The 19,612-nt window shown below is 60.6% G+C and carries 16 protein-coding genes; 7 read left to right on the top strand and 9 right to left on the bottom strand.

All coding sequences use genetic code 11. From position 1 onward, the window contains the following. The first annotated feature begins 57 nt into the window (after window positions 1–57). Genes Q7L05_RS02175 through Q7L05_RS02190 form a run of 4 tightly spaced genes read left to right on the top strand, consistent with a single transcriptional unit; the run spans window position 58 to window position 4,517 of the window. Entirely contained in the window at window positions 58–579 is a 522-nt protein-coding gene (locus Q7L05_RS02175; protein WP_303901273.1) for a hypothetical protein, read from the top strand. Window positions 580–619: 40 nt separating this feature from the next. Further along, entirely contained in the window at window positions 620–2,617 is a 1,998-nt protein-coding gene (locus Q7L05_RS02180) for an SLC13 family permease (RefSeq protein WP_303901275.1), read from the top strand. A 14-nt stretch (window positions 2,618–2,631) separates the two neighbouring features. After that, window positions 2,632–4,038 carry a sodium:proton antiporter NhaD gene (gene nhaD / locus Q7L05_RS02185; RefSeq protein WP_303901277.1) on the top strand — a complete coding sequence of 469 codons (1,407 nt, stop codon included), beginning with the start codon at window positions 2,632–2,634 and terminating at the stop codon, window positions 4,036–4,038. Continuing rightward, on the top strand, window positions 4,038–4,517 hold the full coding sequence (locus Q7L05_RS02190; protein ID WP_303901279.1) for a universal stress protein: 480 nt from the start codon (window positions 4,038–4,040) through the stop codon (window positions 4,515–4,517). The genes nhaD and Q7L05_RS02190 overlap by 1 nt, the downstream gene beginning before the upstream one ends. Window positions 4,518–4,620: 103 nt before the next feature. On the opposite strand, the gene Q7L05_RS02195 is transcribed toward Q7L05_RS02190, so the two are convergent. The 8 genes from Q7L05_RS02195 to Q7L05_RS02230 form a co-directional block, all read right to left on the bottom strand. Further along, window positions 4,621–5,001 carry an FHA domain-containing protein gene (locus Q7L05_RS02195; protein WP_303901281.1) on the bottom strand — a complete coding sequence of 127 codons (381 nt, stop codon included), beginning with the start codon at window positions 4,999–5,001 and terminating at the stop codon, window positions 4,621–4,623. Window positions 5,002–5,198: 197 nt separating this feature from the next. Next, entirely contained in the window at window positions 5,199–6,236 is a 1,038-nt protein-coding gene (locus tag Q7L05_RS02200) for a M48 family metallopeptidase (RefSeq protein WP_303901283.1), read from the bottom strand. After that, window positions 6,233–7,525: a YjgN family protein gene (locus tag Q7L05_RS02205; RefSeq protein WP_303901285.1), complete on the bottom strand. Its 1,293-nt coding sequence runs from the start codon at window positions 7,523–7,525 to the stop codon at window positions 6,233–6,235. The genes Q7L05_RS02200 and Q7L05_RS02205 overlap by 4 nt, the downstream gene beginning before the upstream one ends. A 267-nt stretch (window positions 7,526–7,792) precedes the next feature. After that, the gene (locus tag Q7L05_RS02210) at window positions 7,793–9,178 is read right to left on the bottom strand and encodes a glucose-6-phosphate dehydrogenase (protein WP_303901287.1); all 1,386 of its coding nucleotides are present in this window, start codon (window positions 9,176–9,178) and stop codon (window positions 7,793–7,795) included. Further along, on the bottom strand, window positions 9,171–11,012 hold the full coding sequence (locus tag Q7L05_RS02215) for a glycoside hydrolase family 15 protein (protein WP_303901289.1): 1,842 nt from the start codon (window positions 11,010–11,012) through the stop codon (window positions 9,171–9,173). Before Q7L05_RS02215 ends, Q7L05_RS02210 begins: the two co-directional genes overlap by 8 nt. A gap of 127 nt (window positions 11,013–11,139) precedes the next feature. Then, window positions 11,140–12,261, bottom strand: coding sequence for a hypothetical protein (locus tag Q7L05_RS02220; RefSeq protein WP_303901291.1), 1,122 nt, complete (start codon window positions 12,259–12,261; stop codon window positions 11,140–11,142). A gap of 199 nt (window positions 12,262–12,460) precedes the next feature. After that, window positions 12,461–13,273, bottom strand: coding sequence for a DUF4824 family protein (locus tag Q7L05_RS02225; RefSeq protein WP_303901293.1), 813 nt, complete (start codon window positions 13,271–13,273; stop codon window positions 12,461–12,463). After that, window positions 13,270–14,328 (bottom strand): DUF2157 domain-containing protein, encoded by a 1,059-nt coding sequence (locus Q7L05_RS02230; protein ID WP_303901295.1) that lies wholly within the window; start codon window positions 14,326–14,328, stop codon window positions 13,270–13,272. The genes Q7L05_RS02225 and Q7L05_RS02230 overlap by 4 nt, the downstream gene beginning before the upstream one ends. Window positions 14,329–15,495: 1,167 nt before the next feature. Between Q7L05_RS02230 and Q7L05_RS02235 the strand changes: the two genes are divergently transcribed. From Q7L05_RS02235 to Q7L05_RS02245, 3 genes are all read left to right on the top strand, one after another. Then, window positions 15,496–16,623, top strand: coding sequence for a DUF1611 domain-containing protein (locus Q7L05_RS02235; RefSeq protein WP_303901296.1), 1,128 nt, complete (start codon window positions 15,496–15,498; stop codon window positions 16,621–16,623). Then, the gene (locus Q7L05_RS02240) at window positions 16,620–17,711 is read left to right on the top strand and encodes an alanine/ornithine racemase family PLP-dependent enzyme (RefSeq protein ID WP_303901297.1); all 1,092 of its coding nucleotides are present in this window, start codon (window positions 16,620–16,622) and stop codon (window positions 17,709–17,711) included. Before Q7L05_RS02235 ends, Q7L05_RS02240 begins: the two co-directional genes overlap by 4 nt. Before the next feature lie 324 nt (window positions 17,712–18,035). Continuing rightward, a complete protein-coding gene (locus Q7L05_RS02245; protein WP_303901299.1) occupies window positions 18,036–18,743 on the top strand; it encodes a hypothetical protein in 708 nt (235 codons plus the stop codon). A gap of 99 nt (window positions 18,744–18,842) precedes the next feature. On the opposite strand, the gene Q7L05_RS02250 is transcribed toward Q7L05_RS02245, so the two are convergent. Continuing rightward, complete coding sequence (locus Q7L05_RS02250; protein WP_303901301.1) at window positions 18,843–19,346, bottom strand: paraquat-inducible protein A; 504 nt, start codon at window positions 19,344–19,346, stop codon at window positions 18,843–18,845. Window positions 19,347–19,612 lie beyond the last annotated feature (266 nt).

Genomic DNA, 19,612 nt, shown 5'->3' on the forward strand with positions numbered 1-19,612 from the left:
GAAGCAGGTTGGCACGAGGAGTGCACTACACAGGGCTTACTCCACGACTTTCACGCTATGAAACGGATTACGGAAGACCTTCGGCGCGCATTGGAGGCAATGGCCTGCTCCGACGCGGGGGAATTCCTCTCGCCTCGACAGAAGAGAAAAGTGCTCGATTCGCGCAAGCGTTCACCGGCCGCTGCGACCGTTGACCGGTCGCACGTGGGCGGGCGTCGGCTTGCCCTGGCCACTGGCGCAACCGGATCCCGCCGCGCCTTCGATTATGCGCTGCAGTGCTGTTGTCAGCTGGAGGCGGCCCTCGACGTCATCTCGCTCAAAGGTTTCATCTATGAGATGGACCCGGGCCGGAGCGCAGAGCTGCAGGCGCATGGGATCCGCTGGCGCAGCCTGGCACTCGAAGGAGAGCCTCTCACCGCCCTGGCGGGATATCTGCGAACCAATACCCAGCCGCTTTTTCTGGTCGCCGACGAAACCGGATTCCCGGCAACGGAGCTGTTGACCGGAACAGTGAAAAAGGCCCTTTGGCCATCTCACATACCGCTGGTCGTCATCGCCGCCGGAGCACCGAATCCGTAACAACCCGGTTTAACAGAACAAAAAGGAGAACAGCACTACCATGTCCACCATTCCATCCCATGCAGACCCGGCCGAGCAGGAAGACACTGTCGAACCGGAGTCTAAGACATCGAAGAAAAAAGCAATTGCCGCAGCGGTGTTCGCCGCCGTCGCATTCGGCCTCAGCAGCATCGTCCCCAGCGTGGAAATCGCCTGGGTAACGGCCATTCTGCTGCTGACCATCTATCTGTTTGCCTTCGAGGTGGTGGAGGTGGACGTGGCCGCCATCACCATCATGGTCCTGCTTGGCGTAACCTCGCTGCTGGCACCGCTGATGGGCATCGAACAGGGGCTGGTGTCGACGCAGCAGCTTTTTGACGGCTTCTCGAGCAACGCGGTGATATCCATCATCGCCGTGATGATCATTGGGGCCGGACTGGACAAGACGGGACTGATGACCCGCGTGGCGGGCGTGATTCTCAAGGTCGGCGGTTCCACCGAGACCCGCATCATCCCCATCATCTCCGGAACCGCCGGCATCATCTCGAGCTTCATGCAAAATGTCGGCGCCGCCGCCCTGTTCCTGCCGGTGGTCAGCCGTATCTCGGCGCGGACCGGACTTCCCATGTCCCGCCTGCTGATGCCCATGGGCTTTTGCGCTATTCTCGGTGGCACGGTGACGATGGTCGGCTCCAGCCCACTGATCCTGCTGAATGACCTGATCCTGACCTCCAACCAGGCGCTACCTGAAACCCAACAGATGGGGACCTTCGGCCTGTTTGACGTCACCCCGATCGGGCTTGTCCTGATGGCCGCAGGTATCGTTTACTTCATCATTGCCGGTCGTTTCGTGCTGCCCGTCAACAAGTCCGAGGGGATCAGTGCCACCAGCACCATGGACTTCTTCCGCCAGACCTACGGCATCGACTACGAACTTTGGGAAGTGGTGGTGCCGCAAGGTAGCCCGCTGGTAGGCAAACTGCTCGATGATGTCGAGCACCGGTTTCGCATCCGCGTCATCGCAGCGCAGCGCGGCAACGATGTCCGGATAGGCCCCGGCGGACTGGCGCGCGATGTAGGCATCGAGGCGGGGAGTGTACTGGGGGTACTGGCCTCGCCCGAACATCTGCACGGGTTTACCTCGCATTTCCAGCTGGAGGAACGCGACGACCTGGAGACCTTTACCGACGCCCTGGCTTCGAACAGGGCCGGAATCGCCGAGTTGGTCATCCCACCGGGCTCCAACCTGGTGGGCAAGAGCGCCCGTGACGTCTGGATGCGCAAGACCTACGGCCTCTCCATGGTGGCGTTGAACCGGGGCGGCGAGACCTTGCGGGAAGGGGACGGCATCCGCGACAAGCCGCTGCAGCCGGGCGATACCCTGGTAGTGCACACCCCCTGGGACGCTTTGGCCCGTCTGGAGAAGGACCACAATTTCGTCGTAGTCACCTCCGAATACCCGCGCGAAGAGATGCGCCCCCAGAAGGTGGGCTTTGCCCTTTTGTTCTTCGGCATCGCCCTTGCGCTGGTGCTGTTCTCGGACCTGCGCCTGTCCGTCGCGCTACTGACCGGCGCACTCGGCATGATCCTCTCCGGCGTGCTCAATATCGACGAGGCCTACGAGGCGGTGAGCTGGAAGACCGTGTTCCTGCTGGCCAGCCTCATACCGCTCGGACTCGCCGTCGAGACCTCGGGCACGGCGAAGTGGATTGCCGAGCAGACCCTGGTACTGATGGGCGATGCCCCCATCTGGGTCATCCAGGCTGCCATCGCCGTGCTCGCCACCTTCTTCACCCTGGTGATGTCCAATGTCGGCGCCACGGTTCTCCTGGTCCCGCTGGCGGTAAACATAGCGCTTGGTGTCGGCGCCAATCCCGCTGTGTTTGCCCTAACTGTGGCCATTGCCACCTCGAACTCCTTCCTAATCCCGACCCACCAGGTCAACGCACTGATCATGGGACCGGGCGGCTACCGCGTGCCGGACTACATTCGGGCAGGCGGCGTCATGACCGTACTGTTCCTGGTCGTAATGCTGCTGATGATGAACCTGATTTTCTGAGAGAAATGCGCAATATGAAAGCGATTTTGAGATTGGCCGGGGGCGTCCTGCTCCCGGCCCTGCTGGCCCCCGGGCTGGCGTTTGCTGAAAACGGTGCCGATCGACTGGACCTCACCCAGCACTGGGTGGGCTTCACAGCTCTCGGGATATTCGCCGTCGCCTATCTGTTCGTAATGGCCGAGGAGTTTACCCACCTCCGCAAGTCCAAGCCGGTAATCCTGGCAGCGGGCATCATCTGGGGCCTGATCGCCGCGGTCTACGTCGCAAAGGGCGGCGTGAGTCACGATGTGGAGCAGGCGGTCCGTCACAACCTGCTGGAATATGCGGAACTGATGCTGTTCCTGCTGGTGGCGATGACCTACATCAATGCCATGGACGAGCGACTGGTATTCGACGCCCTGCGCTCCTGGTTGATCCGGAAGGGTTTCAGCCTCCGTCAGCTATTCTGGCTCACCGGTATTCTCGCCTTCTTCATCTCGCCGGTGGCAGACAACCTGACCACGGCGCTGCTAATGTGCGCGGTGGTCCTGGCCGTCGGCGGCGACAACGGCCGTTTCGTCTCCATCGCCTGCGTCAACATTGTGGTTGCGGCAAACGCCGGCGGTGCCTTCAGTCCGTTCGGCGACATCACTACGCTGATGGTCTGGCAGAAGGGAATCGTGGAGTTCTGGTCGTTTTTCGGACTGTTCATTCCGGCAGCGGTGAACTTTCTGGTTCCGGCGGCACTGATGCACTTCGCCATTCCTGACGAACAGCCCACCGTTTCGGATGAGCGGGTCGACACCAAGCGGGGGGCCAAGCGGATCATCGTCCTGTTCCTGCTCACCATCACCACCGCAGTCGGTTTCCACAACTTCCTGCACCTGCCGCCGGTGGTGGGCATGCTGACCGGCCTCGCCTACCTCCAGCTGTTCGGCTTCTTCCTGAAAAAGACCGCGCATCTGGATGCCGAGCGTGAAGGACAGATCGGCGACGTGGTGCCGTTCGATATCTTCAGCAGAGTCGCCCGTGCCGAGTGGGACACCCTGTTCTTCTTCTATGGGGTGGTGCTGTGCGTGGGCGGACTCGGCTTCATCGGCTATCTCGCCCTGACTTCCGAGGTGATGTACCTGCAATGGGGTGCAACATCGGCCAACGTCACGGTCGGCGTGCTATCCGCCATCGTCGACAACATCCCGGTAATGTTCGCCGTGCTGAGCATGGAACCCGACATGTCCCTCGGCCAGTGGCTGCTGGTCACACTGACCGCCGGCGTCGGCGGCAGTCTGCTGTCCATCGGCTCGGCCGCCGGAGTTGCGCTGATGGGACAGGCGCGCGGCTACTACACCTTCTTCTCTCATCTCAAATGGACGCCGGCCATCGCCGCCGGTTACGGCGCCAGCATCCTGGTCCATTTCTGGATCAACGCGAGGCTTTTCTGATGAGCCAGCACAGATTCCTGACGCGGGCCCGATCGATCCTGGCGCGCATGGGCAAAGGTCTCGAGCATGCCCATTACGGCGAACTCCGGCCGCACCACGAAAAGCTGGAACAGCTCTATGGCTATCGCGGCGAGTCGCGGGTGGTGGTCGCTCTGGACGCGTCGCCCCGGCGCGAAGCGCTCGAGTACGCCGTCGACCTGGCGCGCCGCGAGGGGATGCTGTTGGATGTGCTCCACGTCAGCGCCTCGGCAGGGCTTGAGTTACCCCCAAAGGGATTGATCCCGGCCCTGCTCGCCGCCGGCATCGACTTCCGGCTAACCCGTCGGGAGGGAGAACTCGCCAGCGTCCTGCTGGACTACTCCCGGTTCCGCCCCGATATCTTCTGTATCGTCTCCGCAACCCGCACCGAGTTTGTCGGCAGACTGCAGCGGCAGGGAATACCACAAGTGGTCACCGTCAACGATCACCTCAAGGCCTGAGCGCTGAGGTTCATCTATCCGGGATTCGATCTATCGGGAATGGCAACAGTCGGGGTGTGGGAGTGGCGATTGCAATGAATCGAAATCCCCTTGTCCCTGCGTTTTATTTCTTTGGTGTGGTGTAGAAAATCCCGGGCAGAATCCGCTTCATGATCACGGTCTCATTTAGCTCCCCCTGGGCGTTTTTGAAGAACCGGAAGAAGGTCCGGCCGATCCGGATCGTGTCACCTTCCACCAGGAGGTGCGCACTGACGCGTTCACCATTGACGAAGGTGCCGTTGGTGCTGGAGCAATCCCTCAGGACGTATTCCGTGCTCCCGCTCTGTTCGCCGGTAACCTTTTCGACAATGGCATGTTCACGGCTTGCCAGGTCGTCATCGAGGCTTAGCTCATTCATGTCCCCGCGGCCGATACAAAACGGCATCGGGTCCATGTTGATCTTCACGCTCGGGCTGTTGTTCTTGTAGTGAACTAAAATGCCCATTTCTGTGATCTCCGTTGCCTTTTCAGGCTAACGTAAAATATACGGAAAATTCCCACTCGGCGCGCCAAACCGGGAACTCCGTCACAGAACCTCCCCGAATCCCGCAGAAAAAACCCAAGTCCGACCTGATGGCAGCCTACCTCGGTGCCGGGGCTGGAGCGATTTGAGGGATGGCATTTGTCGCCGGGCCTTTTCAATCACTTCACGGCCCTGCGGATCCAGGCGACCCGCTGATCGGTCAAGGGATGGGTAGAGAGATAACCCTGCCACTCGGCGGCCTCGCAGGTGCTGCCGGTCTCCCGACAGGCACCCTGCTCCAGACGGTTCAGGATGGCGACGAAGTATTCGTGGGAGACGCCCTCGCGCTCGAGGGAGCGAATGGCGTAGGCGTCGGCCTCGCGTTCGAACGATCGGGAGTAGCCGAGCTCGGTCAGTACCAGCGGCAGGGAACCAACCAGCGACGACACCGCCGAGATATCCCCCAGGATCGACACCGCCATTAGTGTGAGCCCCGAGACCTGAAGCCCGCGGCGCAGGCCGTGCCGGCGCACCACGTGTCCCAGTTCATGGACGAAGATGCCAATCAGTTGTTCATCGTTGTCGGCCAACTCCACCAATTGGTCAGTGAAAATGATGGTGCCCGATGGCAGCGCGAGCGCATTGGGACCGATCGAGTGCTCTGCATCCCGGAAAACAATACGCACGGGTGTCTCGGGGGCCAGCCGGGTGGCACTGAGCTGGAAGCGCACCTTCAACCGCTCTCGGACCTCTGCCCCCAAACGACTCGGGTGGAAAAACTGCTCGTCCAGGACCGTCCATACTCCGCGGTCGATCTCCCGACTAACCGAGGACGGCAGCGCAAAGGCCACCTCCTCTGCCAGTGCCGGAATGCCGTAGCGAACCACACCAAAAACCATGGTGACCACCATCACCAGAGAGAGAGCGATGGCCCGCCAGTGGCTCTCGAGCCCATGGAGAAGAGCTACGGCTGCATTGGGTAACAGCGCGTCGATGGCGGCGTTTTCGTCGGTTTCGAATTTGGCCCCGGAGGGGAAGGTGAGGAACCGAGGCGTATTGCCGAGCCGATCGGAGACTTGCACGCGGGCGGCAGGGAGCAGCGGCTCCCGCTGCTCCCCACTGGTCCGGACCGAAACGGCCCCACCTGCGCCGTGCAGCTCGGCCGGCTCCCGCCGCGAACTGCCGGCGGGGTAATACCAGCCGCTAACGACGGTCACAGGCCGAGTTCGACGTCGAACAGGTCACCCACCTCCTGTCCGATGGCGCTCACCTGTTCGCTCTGCTGATCCACGAAACCGTCCAGGTCACCAACGCCGACCAACTCCGTGTGCTCCGCGGCGTATCGGGCCGTGCGCACCTTGGCCCAGGGATAGAACAGCCCCAGGGTCAAGACCATGCCGAGCGTGTTCAGCGCTACCAGTTTCATGTAGGAGCCGAGCGCATAGCTGGCGGCGAAACCGTGGTCGTCGAGCCGCGTGTTGTTGTATTTCAGATTAACACTCCTGACCGTAAACCAGGCGAACAGTACCAGGTATACGGGTAGCAACAGCAGGGCGGGCAGAATGGGAGACACCGAGCCCATGGGGACAGAGACGACCATTGCGGCCACGACGACCCCGACCAGGGTCACAAACAGCATGTAATAAGGCCGCGGCCCGAGCTCCAGCCGGAAGGCGGTCGCCCCGAAGCGGTGATGGTCGACGATGAATCGCTGCTGCTTGAAAAACGCCAACGGCATCAGCAGCCCCAAGGTAATCCCCCCCAGCATTGGCCAGCCCACGAATGCGGCCAGTGCCCCTTTCACACTGCCGTCGAAGCCGAAACGGACATTGCGCCACGCACTGTTTCGTGCCCGAAAACGCAGCGACTGCACCACGATCCACGGCATCAAAACGAACAGCAGCAGAGTACCGATCACCCCGACAACGGGCGCGACTTCACCCCCCACTGCAATGAGCGCGAACAGCGCCAGGCCGATCAGCCGGCCCTTGAGGATCTGCAGCGGTTCGGCCAGGTATTCAAAGCTGCTGCCGTGCAGGCGGGTGTTGCCGTAGAAATAGCGCTGCGTCCGCACCTTCGCCCAAGCGGAATAGATGCCGATGGTGACAATCGTCAGGGCGATGTTGACGATCCAGATGCGGAAGAATTCGGCGCCGGTACCGGCGAAGGTGAAAGGTTCATTAGACGATTCCCGGTCGACCACGACATCTCGCTCCGGCGAGACGGGCTCAGCTGGCACAGCCCCGACGGACGAGGCAGCGGGCGCCGGCGCCGAACGCCGCACGTTCGTCTTGAGGCCAGCATTCTCGAGCAGCACCCGGTACTCCTCTGCCTTGTCGGCGTTGAGGTTGCGGCGAAGAACGACCTGGGGATGGGAGAACAGGGCTTCAAGCTTTTCGCCCGTGAGATCAAATATTGCGGCGATCCGCTCCTTGACGCTTTGCGCCTCGAAGCCATCCAGAATCTCACCGCTGAAGACGATTTCGTAGTTCTGTGCGTCAGTCATAATTTAAAATCCCTTAGTTGATGCGAGGCTCCCCCCGCAAGTTCCGTCAATCATCACGGACCTAACATTACGGGAGCCTTCACCAGGCTGCAAGAACGGGTGCGGAAGATGAAAACAGAGGAAAAGGCCGGTCCGTTTCCGGCTGGACCGCATCTGCTTGAGTAGGCAGGCGGGTGCAGATCCCAAAGGAGAAGCTCGCAGACCGCAGTTTGCCGATGCCGGAGTGCGCTTGACGCTATGCGCTGCTCCAGGAATATCGCCGCGTGATCAGGGTTCTTCCACAGCCGGGTCGGATGTACCCGGTTCATGGGTGCCCGCCGGGTATTCGGCAAGGGGTGCCCGCCCCGCCTCCCAGGCGCGGATAATCGGCTCGACGATGCGCCAGGCCTCTTCCGCTTCGTCGCCGCGGATGGCAAGGGTGCAGTCCCCTTGCAGGGCATCGAGCAGCAGCCGACTGTAGGCGTCCGATGCCGGTGCGTTGAGCGGACTGTCCAGCACAGTCTCGCGCAGCTCGAATCGTTCGCCAGGGCCGGTGATATTGAGCGCCAGTGCAATCCGTTCCGGTTCGAAATTCAGACGCAAAACGTTCGGGACAGCGGCGTTCTCCTCGAAGGCGAGGTGCGGGACCGGCCGGAAGTGGATGGCGATCTCACAGCGGTCGCGGGCCAGGGCCTTGCCGCTACGCAGGACGAACGGTACCCCGGCCCAGCGCCAGTTATCGACGAACAGCGTCACCTCCGCAAAGGTCTCCGTGCCGCGTTGTGGGTCCACTCCGGGCTCGTGGGTGTAGGCCCCTACGGGACGTCCCCCTATTTCCCCGGCCCCGTAGCGGGCACGCCGGGTGTAGTAGTCCACTTCATTGGGTCCGAATCGGCGTACCGCCCGCAGCACATCCACTTTGCGGTCGCGCAAGTCCCGCGCGTTCAGGCTCTGAGGCGGCTCCATGGCTACCAGGCCGAGCAACTGCAGCAGATGATTCTGTATCATGTCGAGTAGCGCGCCGGTGGCGTCGTAATAGCCGGCACGTCCTTCCAGGGCGAGGGTCTCGTCCCAGACGATCTCGACCCGCTCCACGTGGACCGCATTCCACAACGTTTCGAACACCCGGTTGGCGAAGCGCAGGCCGAGTATGTTCTGTACCGTCTGCATTCCCAGAAAATGATCGATACGGAACACCGTCTGCTCGCCAAGGCGCTCGGCAATCAAATGGTTGAGAGCTTGGGCGGATTCGAGGTCCCGGCCGAAAGGCTTCTCGATCACCAGTCGGCTGCCCGGGGCGAGCCCCGCATCGCATAGTGCCTCGATGGTCGGTGCATAAATGGCGGGAGGCAGGGCCAGGTAGGCCAGCAGGGATTCATCCGCCGATCGCAGCAGCCGCGCCATCTGCTTCGCATCGGTCACATCGGCTTGACCATAGACCAGGCGCGCCACGAGCTGATTTCGGGTCGATGGACTCACATCCGGGGCATGGCGGACGAGCCGTTCAGTCATCCGGGTGCGGAAATCCTCATTACCAGCCGGTTCGCGGCCGACCCCAAGAACCGAAAAGCCGGGTGGCAGACGTTCTGCTTCAAGCAGGCGGGCAAGCGCCGGCAACAGATAGCGCGCCGTCAGGTCGCCCCCGGCACCCAGTATCACCAGCTTCTCAATCATCTCTGTTCCCCTGGAGAGCCCGCGCCAGATTGCGGCCGCTGGCGATGAGGCCCACATGACTGAAGGCCTGGGGAAAATTGCCCAGGAAGGCACCGGTCGCCGGGTCGATCTGCTCCGGCAGCAGACCCAGATCATTCGTGCGATTGCACAGGGCATCGTAAAGGGCTGTCGCCTCGTCCAGGCGACCCTGGCCGGTGAGGTTGTTGAGCAGCCAGAAACTGCACAGAAGGAACGCCCCCTCATGACCGGGCAGTCCGTCCGGCGATTCCTCGGGAATGTAACGGTAGAGCAGGCCGTCCCCGGCCCCGAGTCGCTGCCGAACCGCTTCCACGGTGGCTATCATCCGGGGGTGATCGAACGGCACCACCCGCCTCAGCGGCAGGGTCAACAGGCTCGCGTCGAGCCAGCCGCCGCCCAGATGCTCCGTCAGGGTGTTTCGCTTCGAATTCCAGGCCTCGTTCAGAATGGTTTCCCGAATAACCGCGGCGTCTGCACGCCAGCCCCTGATATCGCCGGGAAGGCCCAGTCGCTCGGCGATGCGGGCGCCGCGATCCAGGGCCACTTGGCACAGCGCGGCGGAATAGGTGAACGGGTGGCCAGAGGTGCGCACTTCCCAGATACCGTGATCGGGTTTCCGCCATTCCACGCGGGCCTGCTCGACAAATGTGTGCAGACATGACCAGAGGTGAGGGGTTACCCGACCGCCCCGATTGGCCCACTGATAGGCACTGTCAAGTATTTCACCGAAGACATCGTGCTGACGCTGTTCCACTGCGGCGTTACCCCACCGCACCGGCGCTGAACCGCGATATCCCTCCAGCTCCCCATCTTCCCACTCCTGCGGCGGCACACCTCCGTCCAGGTCATAGAGAACCCGCGGGCGGCCGGGGTTTTCTACGTCGTCCAGCACCCAGGCGAGGAACGCCTGCGCTTCTACGGTGAGACTGACCCCGCGGAGGGCGTACACGGAGAAGGCGGCATCGCGCACCCAGGTGTAGCGATAATCCCAGTTGCGCGGACCACCAACGGCCTCGGGCAACGACGATGTGGGAGCAGCGATGATGGCTCCGTTTTCAAAGTGGTCCAGCAGCTTGAGGGTAATGGCGGAGCGTCGCACCAACGCCGCTTGAGGACCTCCGTATTCGAAGCCGCTGATCCAGCGCCGCCACGAGGCGATAGTGGCCTCCAGGACCTCTTGGTGGGCGATGGGATCATAGCGGTAGGAGCCGGACGCCCAGCGCAGTACGAGGTGGAAACACTCACCCGCACGCGCGTAATAGATGCTGCGCAGTCCCTGCAGTGCGATGGTGGCGTTGTAACGCAGCTCCAGCCCGTCCCGGGTGCGAATCCGCCAGCCGTCACCATGAGGCTCGGCATCCACCGTACCCCGGAGTGCCATATCGATACGCAGCGGCACATCTCCCTCGAGGACTTCGACCTGCCTCAGCAACTCGCCCCGGGCCGCTCGCACCCCCTCGTTCAGATTGGCGCCGGTGCGAAAGGTGAGCGCATCGGTGATCCGCACGACCCCGTCGGGCCCGCGCAGTTCGGTCGCCAGGACACCGGTGTCCGGCAGATAGTAGTGGCGGGACTCATCCAGTCGCTCCGGGGCGATGGTGAAGGCACCTCCACGTTGCGCATCCAGCAGACCGCAAAATAGCGGTGGCGAATCGAAGCGGGGCGCGCACAGCCACGGGATTGCTCCGTCGCGACCTACCAGGGCGGCACCGGCACCGTCGCCGATGAGCCCGTATTCCTCGATGGCGAGGTAGCCTTCCGACGTGTAGTGCAGCGGTCCAAAACGCGCCTGCCGACTGTTCGTGTACGCATCCATTCACGAGCATCCTTGTTACCAGGCCGGGCCCGGTAGTGCTCAGCCCCTCGAGGACCATGCGATCAGTAAAGTAGACCAGCAGCCCGGCGGCATCCACGGTCCCATCGACTCGGGAATATCGATTGGCTCAGGCGGATTGGGCCTGCTCCCCTCGATATAGAACAGTGAGAAGTGCGCCGAGGCCGAACAGTGTGACCGCCAAGCCGATGAGGAAGCCCAGTACAGGAATAAGCTGCAGCAGGCAAAGCACCAGGATTGCCAAAACCAGGGCGACCACATGCAACACCTTAGGGGCCCCCTCACGCTTGCCCAACCCCAGAAGACCCAACTCACCCACGAAAAAACTGCCCACGATCCACGCCACCGGCACCGCGGCCAAATACAGGGCCACAAGGATCAGCGCCAGCAGAGAGCCTACAGTCGTGATGAATAGGAACACGATAGCAACCGGGGTCAGGACAAGGCCCAGGAACCCCAGGCCGAACGAGCTGGCAGGATTGCCTTTCGCCACGTCCACCGCCCGGCCGAAAAGGCCGGGAGCAAGCAGATAGAGCACAACGCCTGCAGCGATAAGGCTGGCGGCGAGGAACAGTTGAAAAGCAGCAGCGGGAGCCTCGGGTCTCACCAGCATGGGCAGCTCCACCACACGCCCGCCAATCTGAGCCTCTCCACTGATCTCGGGAGGCGTTTCGCTGCGCCAGATAAGGTCCCCCTGAATTCTCGCCCCGGGACGGATCTCTATCGCTTCGGCAGTGATTTCCGCATCTTCGCCTACGGTGCCGCTGATGATGACCCGTTGGCCAACCGCTTTCAGCTCCTGACCCACATTGCCCTCAAGGCGCAGGGTTGACCCGGCAAGCCAGGCGAAGCCGCCCAGTTCGACGCCCGGGTCGATAGTGACGGTCTCACCCGCAGCCACCATATGGTCGCCGATATCTGCCGCGATACGCACCCGCCGGCCTGCCACTCGTATATCATCTTGAACAGGCCCCCGGAGCAGAATGCGTTCACCCGCCGCATTGACATCGCCCTGAATGGCCTCCTCCACGATAACCTCCCTGCCGGCTACCGTGAGGTCTCCCGCCACCGGGGCCCATACCTCCACGAGGCCTCCCGCAGCGTAAAGGTCCTGAGCTACCGGATCACGGATGATCACCGATTCACCCAGGCGTTGGGCCAAAACCGAATCAGTCAGCAGCATCCCGATAATCAGGAAAACGAGCGTCCCGGCGGCAATTGATCGGCTCATTAGCGCTCCTACCAGTCCGTGGCGATGGCATATCCTGTCGGACCGACTCCATTACACCTGAACCATAGCAACTCTCTTCGTTACCAAGAAGTCTACGCACATTTGGGCCATCGCCACCGCGAATCGCACACATGGGCATCGATAAAATCCGCGAACAAGCCGCTTGGGGTCGGATTGGGTTTTTGGCGACCGGGTCTGGTCAGGAGTGCGCCGACCCTTCCGATTCCGGGAACAGCGGCGCAATCGCGCCGATCCAGGGTTCGTGACGTCGGCCGAAGTGTAGCGTCACCTGATAGCGGGGTGGATGAATACCACTGCTGTTACCCCCGGCAGCAACGGCCTCCAGTTCCTGATGAAAGCGGATGGGCACGTGAACCGAACGGGGAAACAGGCTGCGGATATATCCCTGGACGCCGTCATCATTGCGCCGCATACCGACCCGACCAGCGACGATGATATGAGTCTCGGTGTCAGGATAACGGCTGCGCAATCGAACAGCATCGCGATCGGCATCCACGGGTACCAGACGCGAGTCGGCGGTTTGCATCTGTTCCAGACGCTGGCGGGCCTGTTCCTGCTCCCTTACCGATCTTTCATCAGCTTGGGGCTCCGATTCGAGCTTGGCCAGCTCACCTTCGCTTTCGGCCAACGCCTGCGCCCAGGTGCGGCCGTCATACTCCAGCACCACGTAAGCGCGACGGGTCTGCGGCCGTTTGTAACTTTTCTCACCCCAGGCCTGGAATTCGCGGGATTCAAACCCGAGTGTCTGCAGCTTTTCCTTGTCGAACCACTCCAACAGCCTTGCGTTTCGATTGTGCCGCAACCGCAATGCCATACCGCTGTTTTCTTCCGACGCCGATGACCGGGAATAGGGAAGCACCAGCTCCCGCTCCGTCAGTACTACGCTTGTCCCGGGCTCACCGCTACGGTTCCAGGCCACACCCGCCAGTATTACACTATTGACGACAACCACGAGGCCCAGTACCGCCAACAGTACATATTCTCTTTTCATGCCGTTACCTCCCCGCGATGCATCTTATGCAGCCGCCGCATTACCAGCAGCAACACGACGGCAATCAGGCCCACCAACAGGAAGAACAGGTACTTGGGCAGCCAATCCCACCACCAGTCAAAAAACTTGGTGTAGAGATAGATAACAAAAAACGTGCTGCCGGTGTTCACCACTCCTGGCCAGTGGCGCCGGATCCCGAACCAGATGGTCAGCCCGGCGAGCACGAAGCCCGCCGTCTGGTACAGGTATTCGATAGTGACATTGGCAAGCGGCAGGTAACTGACACTTCCCTGATTGGAGAGAACAAGGATGGTGATGAACAGCACCAGCAGTCCGTATACCCGGTAAATATCGGCGAACTCCCGCTGCATTGGCAGGCGCGCGGCGCCTACCATGCACATCAAGACACCGGCGAGCAGAAAGTTCTCCGGTCGTTCACCAAAAGAGAGCCAATAGGCCCCACTCCAGGTACCGACCGTCGCTGACAGATAACCGACCAAAAACGTCAGCGCCGCGACCAGCATCAGCCGCAGCCCATAACCATAGGCGAGCAACAGGGTGAACACTCCCCAGACAAGAAAGGCGTTGGGAGTCGGGACGATGTTGAAGATTTGGCCGAGCATGGAGAGATTCAGCACGAACGCGGCCACCGCAACAAGCGCGATCAGAGAGGCGAAATAGAAGGTACGCTCCCGCCGAGCGGCAAACTCCACGCCCAGCGTCGCCAGCAAAGGTGCCGCGACAAGGATGACCACCTGTCCCAGGGTCGTCAGGGAACCCCAGAAACGATAGAAAAAGAAGAACACGGCCGCGGAGAGGGCCAATGCCCCGAGGAAGGAGGCGATGCGCATCCCCCAGGACAACTGCTTCTGACTGCTGCTGGTGTCCACGTCGAAGTCGGCGGCCATCCGCCGCTGCAGTGTGGAGTGGTATATTTCCACCTCCCGGCGCTGCGAGACCGGCAACGCCAGGACACCCTCGCGCTCAAGCTCAATCAGTTCGGCCGTAAAGGCATCGATGCGGTCGACCCGCCGTTGGGCCTGCTCCCTGTTCATTGTTGTCATTCCCTATCATAGGTACCGTTCTATTCTGCCACGGCCCTAACCATTAATAAAAGAGAACCAAAGACCAGCGCGCCTATGCCTCGACGTTGAAGGGCAACTCGATTTGAACGACTCGCACTGGAGTCAAGCCATTGTTCAGCGGTCTCTAAACGCTCTCGGGCAAGCTGCCGGACGTGGCAAATGGGGGCCCCCATGTTCCCAAGGCTTCCTCGATACCGTGTCCGAAAATGATGGTTTACCAGTTAGCCAGGTAATCGCCCAATGGGCTCTGATTTTTTCGTCTTTTTCAAAAAAGGCACGTAACTGCTCGCCCGGTGATCGCACACGGCCCAGGAAATCCGTCATCCCCGCGTAGGCGGGGATCCATTCGAGCCATGCTTCTGTTCTCTGGATTCTCGCCTACGCGGGGGTGACAGGGAATGACGGGAGGGGGTGAATAGTCACAAAGACACAATCTAAATTCAGGACGCCAACTTCCGGGTTTGACGTCTCCATTCAAGAGGAAGAACACAAAGTTTTTGCCGTTCCGCACCAGGAAGCGCCTGGTCGTGAGAACGGCTCCGGCACGCCGGGCACTCCTGGCACTCCTGGCAGGGTAAACGCATACTCCCATTTTTGATGCCGGCGAGCGAACCAAGTCCTTGATAGCCGATACGCTGTGAATACGACCTACAGGGATGTAGGAAGTGAAGATGATGCAGGAGCAATCATCTTTCATCCGTGTACGCTCGACGGCAGCATCCCTCGACAAGTGTGCTCCTGCATGGTCTAACACCGCTCGCTTCAAAGTAGGCGGTTGCCCTGGCACTCCTGGCTATTGTCTCAAGGGAGAGGGTATATGTGTGTTAAGGTGCTCTCTTCCCCATCGCTTATGAGGGGGCCTCTTGTTGATATCTGGCTAAATCAGATTGGCGCGATTGTATTGTCCCCTCTGAGCCGGGCAAAACCAGAGGCTTCACCATGTCTAATCCTTCCGGCTCGACGCCACTATCCCTCTATTCGCCGCAAGGTCCGCCCGCGGCAGCGGATCTCCCCCCTGTCTGCGCTTCAGTCCCTCCCTCTGCTTCTGCAGTATCCACCACTACCGCATCACCGACGCCTTTCTCCAAGCCTCCCAATTCCGTTGTCACCCCTGCTGACACTAGCGCCAACAACGGCTTGGCCGGACAGTTACAGGCACGTCCTGATGGTGAATCCGAACGGATTGCGACAGCCATCGTCTATTGTGAGGCAAACTTTGCCGGCATCGATGGCAAGACTGCCAACGGGCTCGTCCGGCATTCGGAAAAGTACAAAATCCTTTCGGTCATCGATAGTGAAAAGGCCGGCCTTGATACCGGCATGGTGCTGGACGATAAACCCAACGGTATCCCCATTCATGCCACTCTGGCCGATTCACTGCTGAAAGCGGGCGCGATACCGGACTACTTTATCTTCGGAATGGCACCTTCAACGGGCATGCTGTCCGCTAGCGAGCGCGGCATCGTACTCCAGGCTATAGGGCTGGGGATGAGCGTCGTCAATGGCCTCCATGAGTTCCTCAATGACGATCCGGAATTTGTCGCCGCAAGCATAACCAACGATGTCAAAATCATCGATGTGCGCAGGCCTCGCCCCACCAAAGCGCTGCGGATGTTCAGCGGCCGCATCAGCGACGTGACCTGTCCGCGTATTGCCGTTCTGGGTACCGATTGCGCCATTGGCAAGCGCACCACGGCCACAGCACTGGTCGGCGCACTGACCGACATCGGCTTGAAAGCGGTGATGATCGGCACGGGCCAGACTGGATTAATCCAGGGTGCCCGCTACGGCATCGCACTCGATGCGGTCCCCTCGCAATTCTGTGCCGGCGAGCTGGAAGCCACCATTATCGAGGCCTTTGAGACCGAACAACCGGACGTCATCGTCATCGAAGGCCAGGGTGCGCTGAGTCACCCTGCGTTTTCGACCTCATCATTCATCCTGCGCGGAAGCTGCCCCGACGCAGTGGTCTTGCAGCATGCGCCCGGCCGTGTCTTTCGTTGCGACTTCGACGGGATGGCGATGCCCTCTCCGGCAACCGAGATCAATCTCATCGAGACCTTCGCCGACACCAAGGTAATCGGGCTTACCCTTAACCACGAGCAGATGAATTTCAGCGAAGTGAGTTCGGCAATCGCATCCTATGAGGGGGAACTGGGTATTCCCACCACCGATGTGTTGACCCGGCCCGCTGAACACCTGGTGCAAATGATACTCACCGCATTTCCCTCACTGGAGCCCCCGCACCGTGCGGAACGGCAATGACCGCACCGCGATTGGAGATCGATCTCGACAAGATCTATCACAACGCGAACACTCTGGTAGCAAGGCTGGCAACCCGTGGCATATCGGTCACCGGGGTGACCAAAGCCAGCCTCGGTTCAGCCGATATCGCCAACGCGCTGCTGCGTGCCGGGGTAACCAACCTGGGCGACTCCCGAATCGACAATATCGAGGCCATGCGGGGTGATCACATTACCGCGCCGGTGATGCTGATTCGCTCGCCGATGCTCAGCCAGGTGGCACGGGTGGTACGGCACACGGAGGTGAGCTTCAATACTGAACTAACGGTAATCCGTGCGCTTTCTGCCGCCGCCGGGGATGCCGGACGCACCCATGGCGTGGTGCTTATGGTCGAGCTTGGCGACCTTCGCGAAGGTATCCTGCCAGCCGACCTTGAGCATACCGCACGCGAAGTGGTGCGCCTGCCACACCTGCGCCTGTGCGGGATCGGCACCAACCTGGCCTGCCAAAGCGGCGTCATACCGGATTCCGGCAATATGGACGAACTATCCGGCCTTGCCGACGCCATCGAGGCTGCTCTGGGTGTCAGCCTCGCCATCGTATCCGGCGGCAACTCAGCCAACCTTGATTGGGCACTCGGTCCATCTGTCACTGGCAGGATCAACAACCTCCGTCTGGGGGAATCCATCCTACTCGGCTGCGAGCCGCTCCACCGCGTCCCGATCGATGGCCTGTATACCGATGCAATCACCTTCGTTGCCGAAGTCATCGAGCTGAAACTCAAACCGTCTCAAGCCCGGGGCCGCATCGCTCAAACGGCCTTCGGGGACAGCACGATCTTCGGCAATCGCGGCAGCATTGTCCGGGCGATTCTGGCGACGGGACATCAGGATGTCGATCCGAGCGGCCTATCGGCACCGGCCGGCATGGCGATACTGGGGGCCAGCAGTGACCATGTTGTAATGGAGTCCGGCGATAATGCCCTGTCGGTGGGTACCGAGGTCCGGTTCGGAGTCAACTACAGCGCACTGCTGCGTTCGATGACCTCACGCTTTGTAATCAAGGCGGCGGGCAGCGGAGGAAAAAGGGACGGAGGGATTAAGTTTTAACCAGTAAGGTAACTACTCACCCCCTCCGTCATCCCCGCGTCATTCCCGGGCCGTGCGTGATCACCCGGGCGAGCAGTTACCCAGTAAGACGTGACTCGCAACTCCTTCGCGCTCCTCGAATACTCGTTCCTTACTACAGCAAGGGGAGTGCGCTAATCAAACTCCCGGCCGCTTCGCCCCGAAGGCCGGATTGTTAACATTTAATCCCTCCGTCCCCATTATCGCTCTGTCACAGAGGCTTCTGTGGGCCGGATCACGTTTCCCCGACTTCATGCGTCCGAACGGAGCAAGCTCAGCTAACATTGAAGTCGAATGAAGAATCCCATGTCCAAGTTCATGCGACGAACCGTAACGTGGTTGGTCTTGCTTCCGGTGCTGCTGGCTGCGGGCCTTTATTGGTTTGCGCTGCCGACAGCAAAGCTCTGGCTAACGACGGCCGGCGGCTATGCATCCGGCGTCGACCTCAGCATCGACCACATCGAGCTGGAATACCGTCCCTGGCCGCTCCTCGCCTCGGCTCCAGCCGTGCTTTACCTCTCCGGTGTCGACATCGCCAACCCACCCGGCTTCGAAGCCCCCAAGTTCATGGCGATCCGCCGCATCGACGTGCATTTCACCCCTGCCTCCCTGGGGGACGACCCGATCGTACTCTCCGAGGTCACGCTGCATGGCGTCTCTCTCAACCTTGAACGCCGGGAACTGGTCAGCAACGCCGGCATTATTTTCACCCGCCTGGACGAGTTCGAAGCCCGAAATACCCTATTCGGCTTCGGCAGGCAGTTCGTCATCGAAAGCCTGGTGCTACAGGACGGAGCGGCGCAGATAACCCATACACGGACCCTGGGCTCCCGCGGACAACTTGCCGTCAATTTCCGTGACCGGCCCCATTACCGCATCGCCGCAGCCGAAAATGGCGTTGGGCCAACCAGACTGCTGTACGAAGTCATCGACCGGGTGGTGAGCGATGCACTGGTGCGAGTGGCGCGCGAGGGAGAGGCCCGAAGAGAACTGGAGGCGGGTCTTTCGGATTGACACGGCCGCAAGGATTGAGCCGGGGGGTCGAGCTTTACCTGATGGCGAACATCCCTGCCTGAATCTGTTTGGAGCGACACCCTATTCAGGGGGTAGCCCTCAGCCTTCGTCCCCTTTGTGCTCCCGTGACAAAGTCACAATCCTTGCAGTGATGTACATCGTTAATACCACCGCCGCTGCGAAAGAATACAACCCGAACCGCACTTCCACATTCGCTATCGCACCGAACTTCACGCTAACCACCAATACAGCTACTACGAAGACATCCAGCATCGACCATTTACCGTACAGATGCATCAAATGCAGGTAGGTTCGCAGTCGTTCTTCACTGTTCTCTTTTCTACGGAGCAGCCTATACAGCACATTTATTTTCATCAGTGGCAGCAAAACGCTGAACCCCGTAATGACCAGGAACAGGAAGAGTTTTCCTTCGCTCAACAGCTCTACGACGCCACCGATAACGGAAAAAGTGTTTTCAATCAACATGAACTTGTTCAAGGTAATAATCGGCGCGCCTAAACCCACTCCCAACAAAAATACCGTGACCAACAGAAAAACTCGTAACCGTTTGGCCTCAGCCGGATAAGTCTTCGCTATGTTCACAGAAATGTTTCTTCCTTCCTCTAAGCTCCCCCGGAAATCCCAAAAAGGCTTGCGTAACGTGTGCCCTCTGAAACAGGAATGACAGCGCGTCCCTCCACAAGATGAAAGACGTGTCTCCGCACCCTGGTAACTCACTATTTCCCACCCCGGAAAGTATCGAATAGTTGTAACTGCTCGCCCGGGTGATCGCGCACGGCCCAGGAAATCCGTGATCCCCGCGTAGGCGGGGGTGATAGGGAATGACGGAGGGGGTGAGTAGTTACAAT

Source organism: Thiohalomonas denitrificans (assembly GCF_016841685.1).
GTDB classification, from domain to species: Bacteria; Pseudomonadota; Gammaproteobacteria; order Thiohalomonadales; family Thiohalomonadaceae; genus Thiohalomonas; species Thiohalomonas denitrificans_A.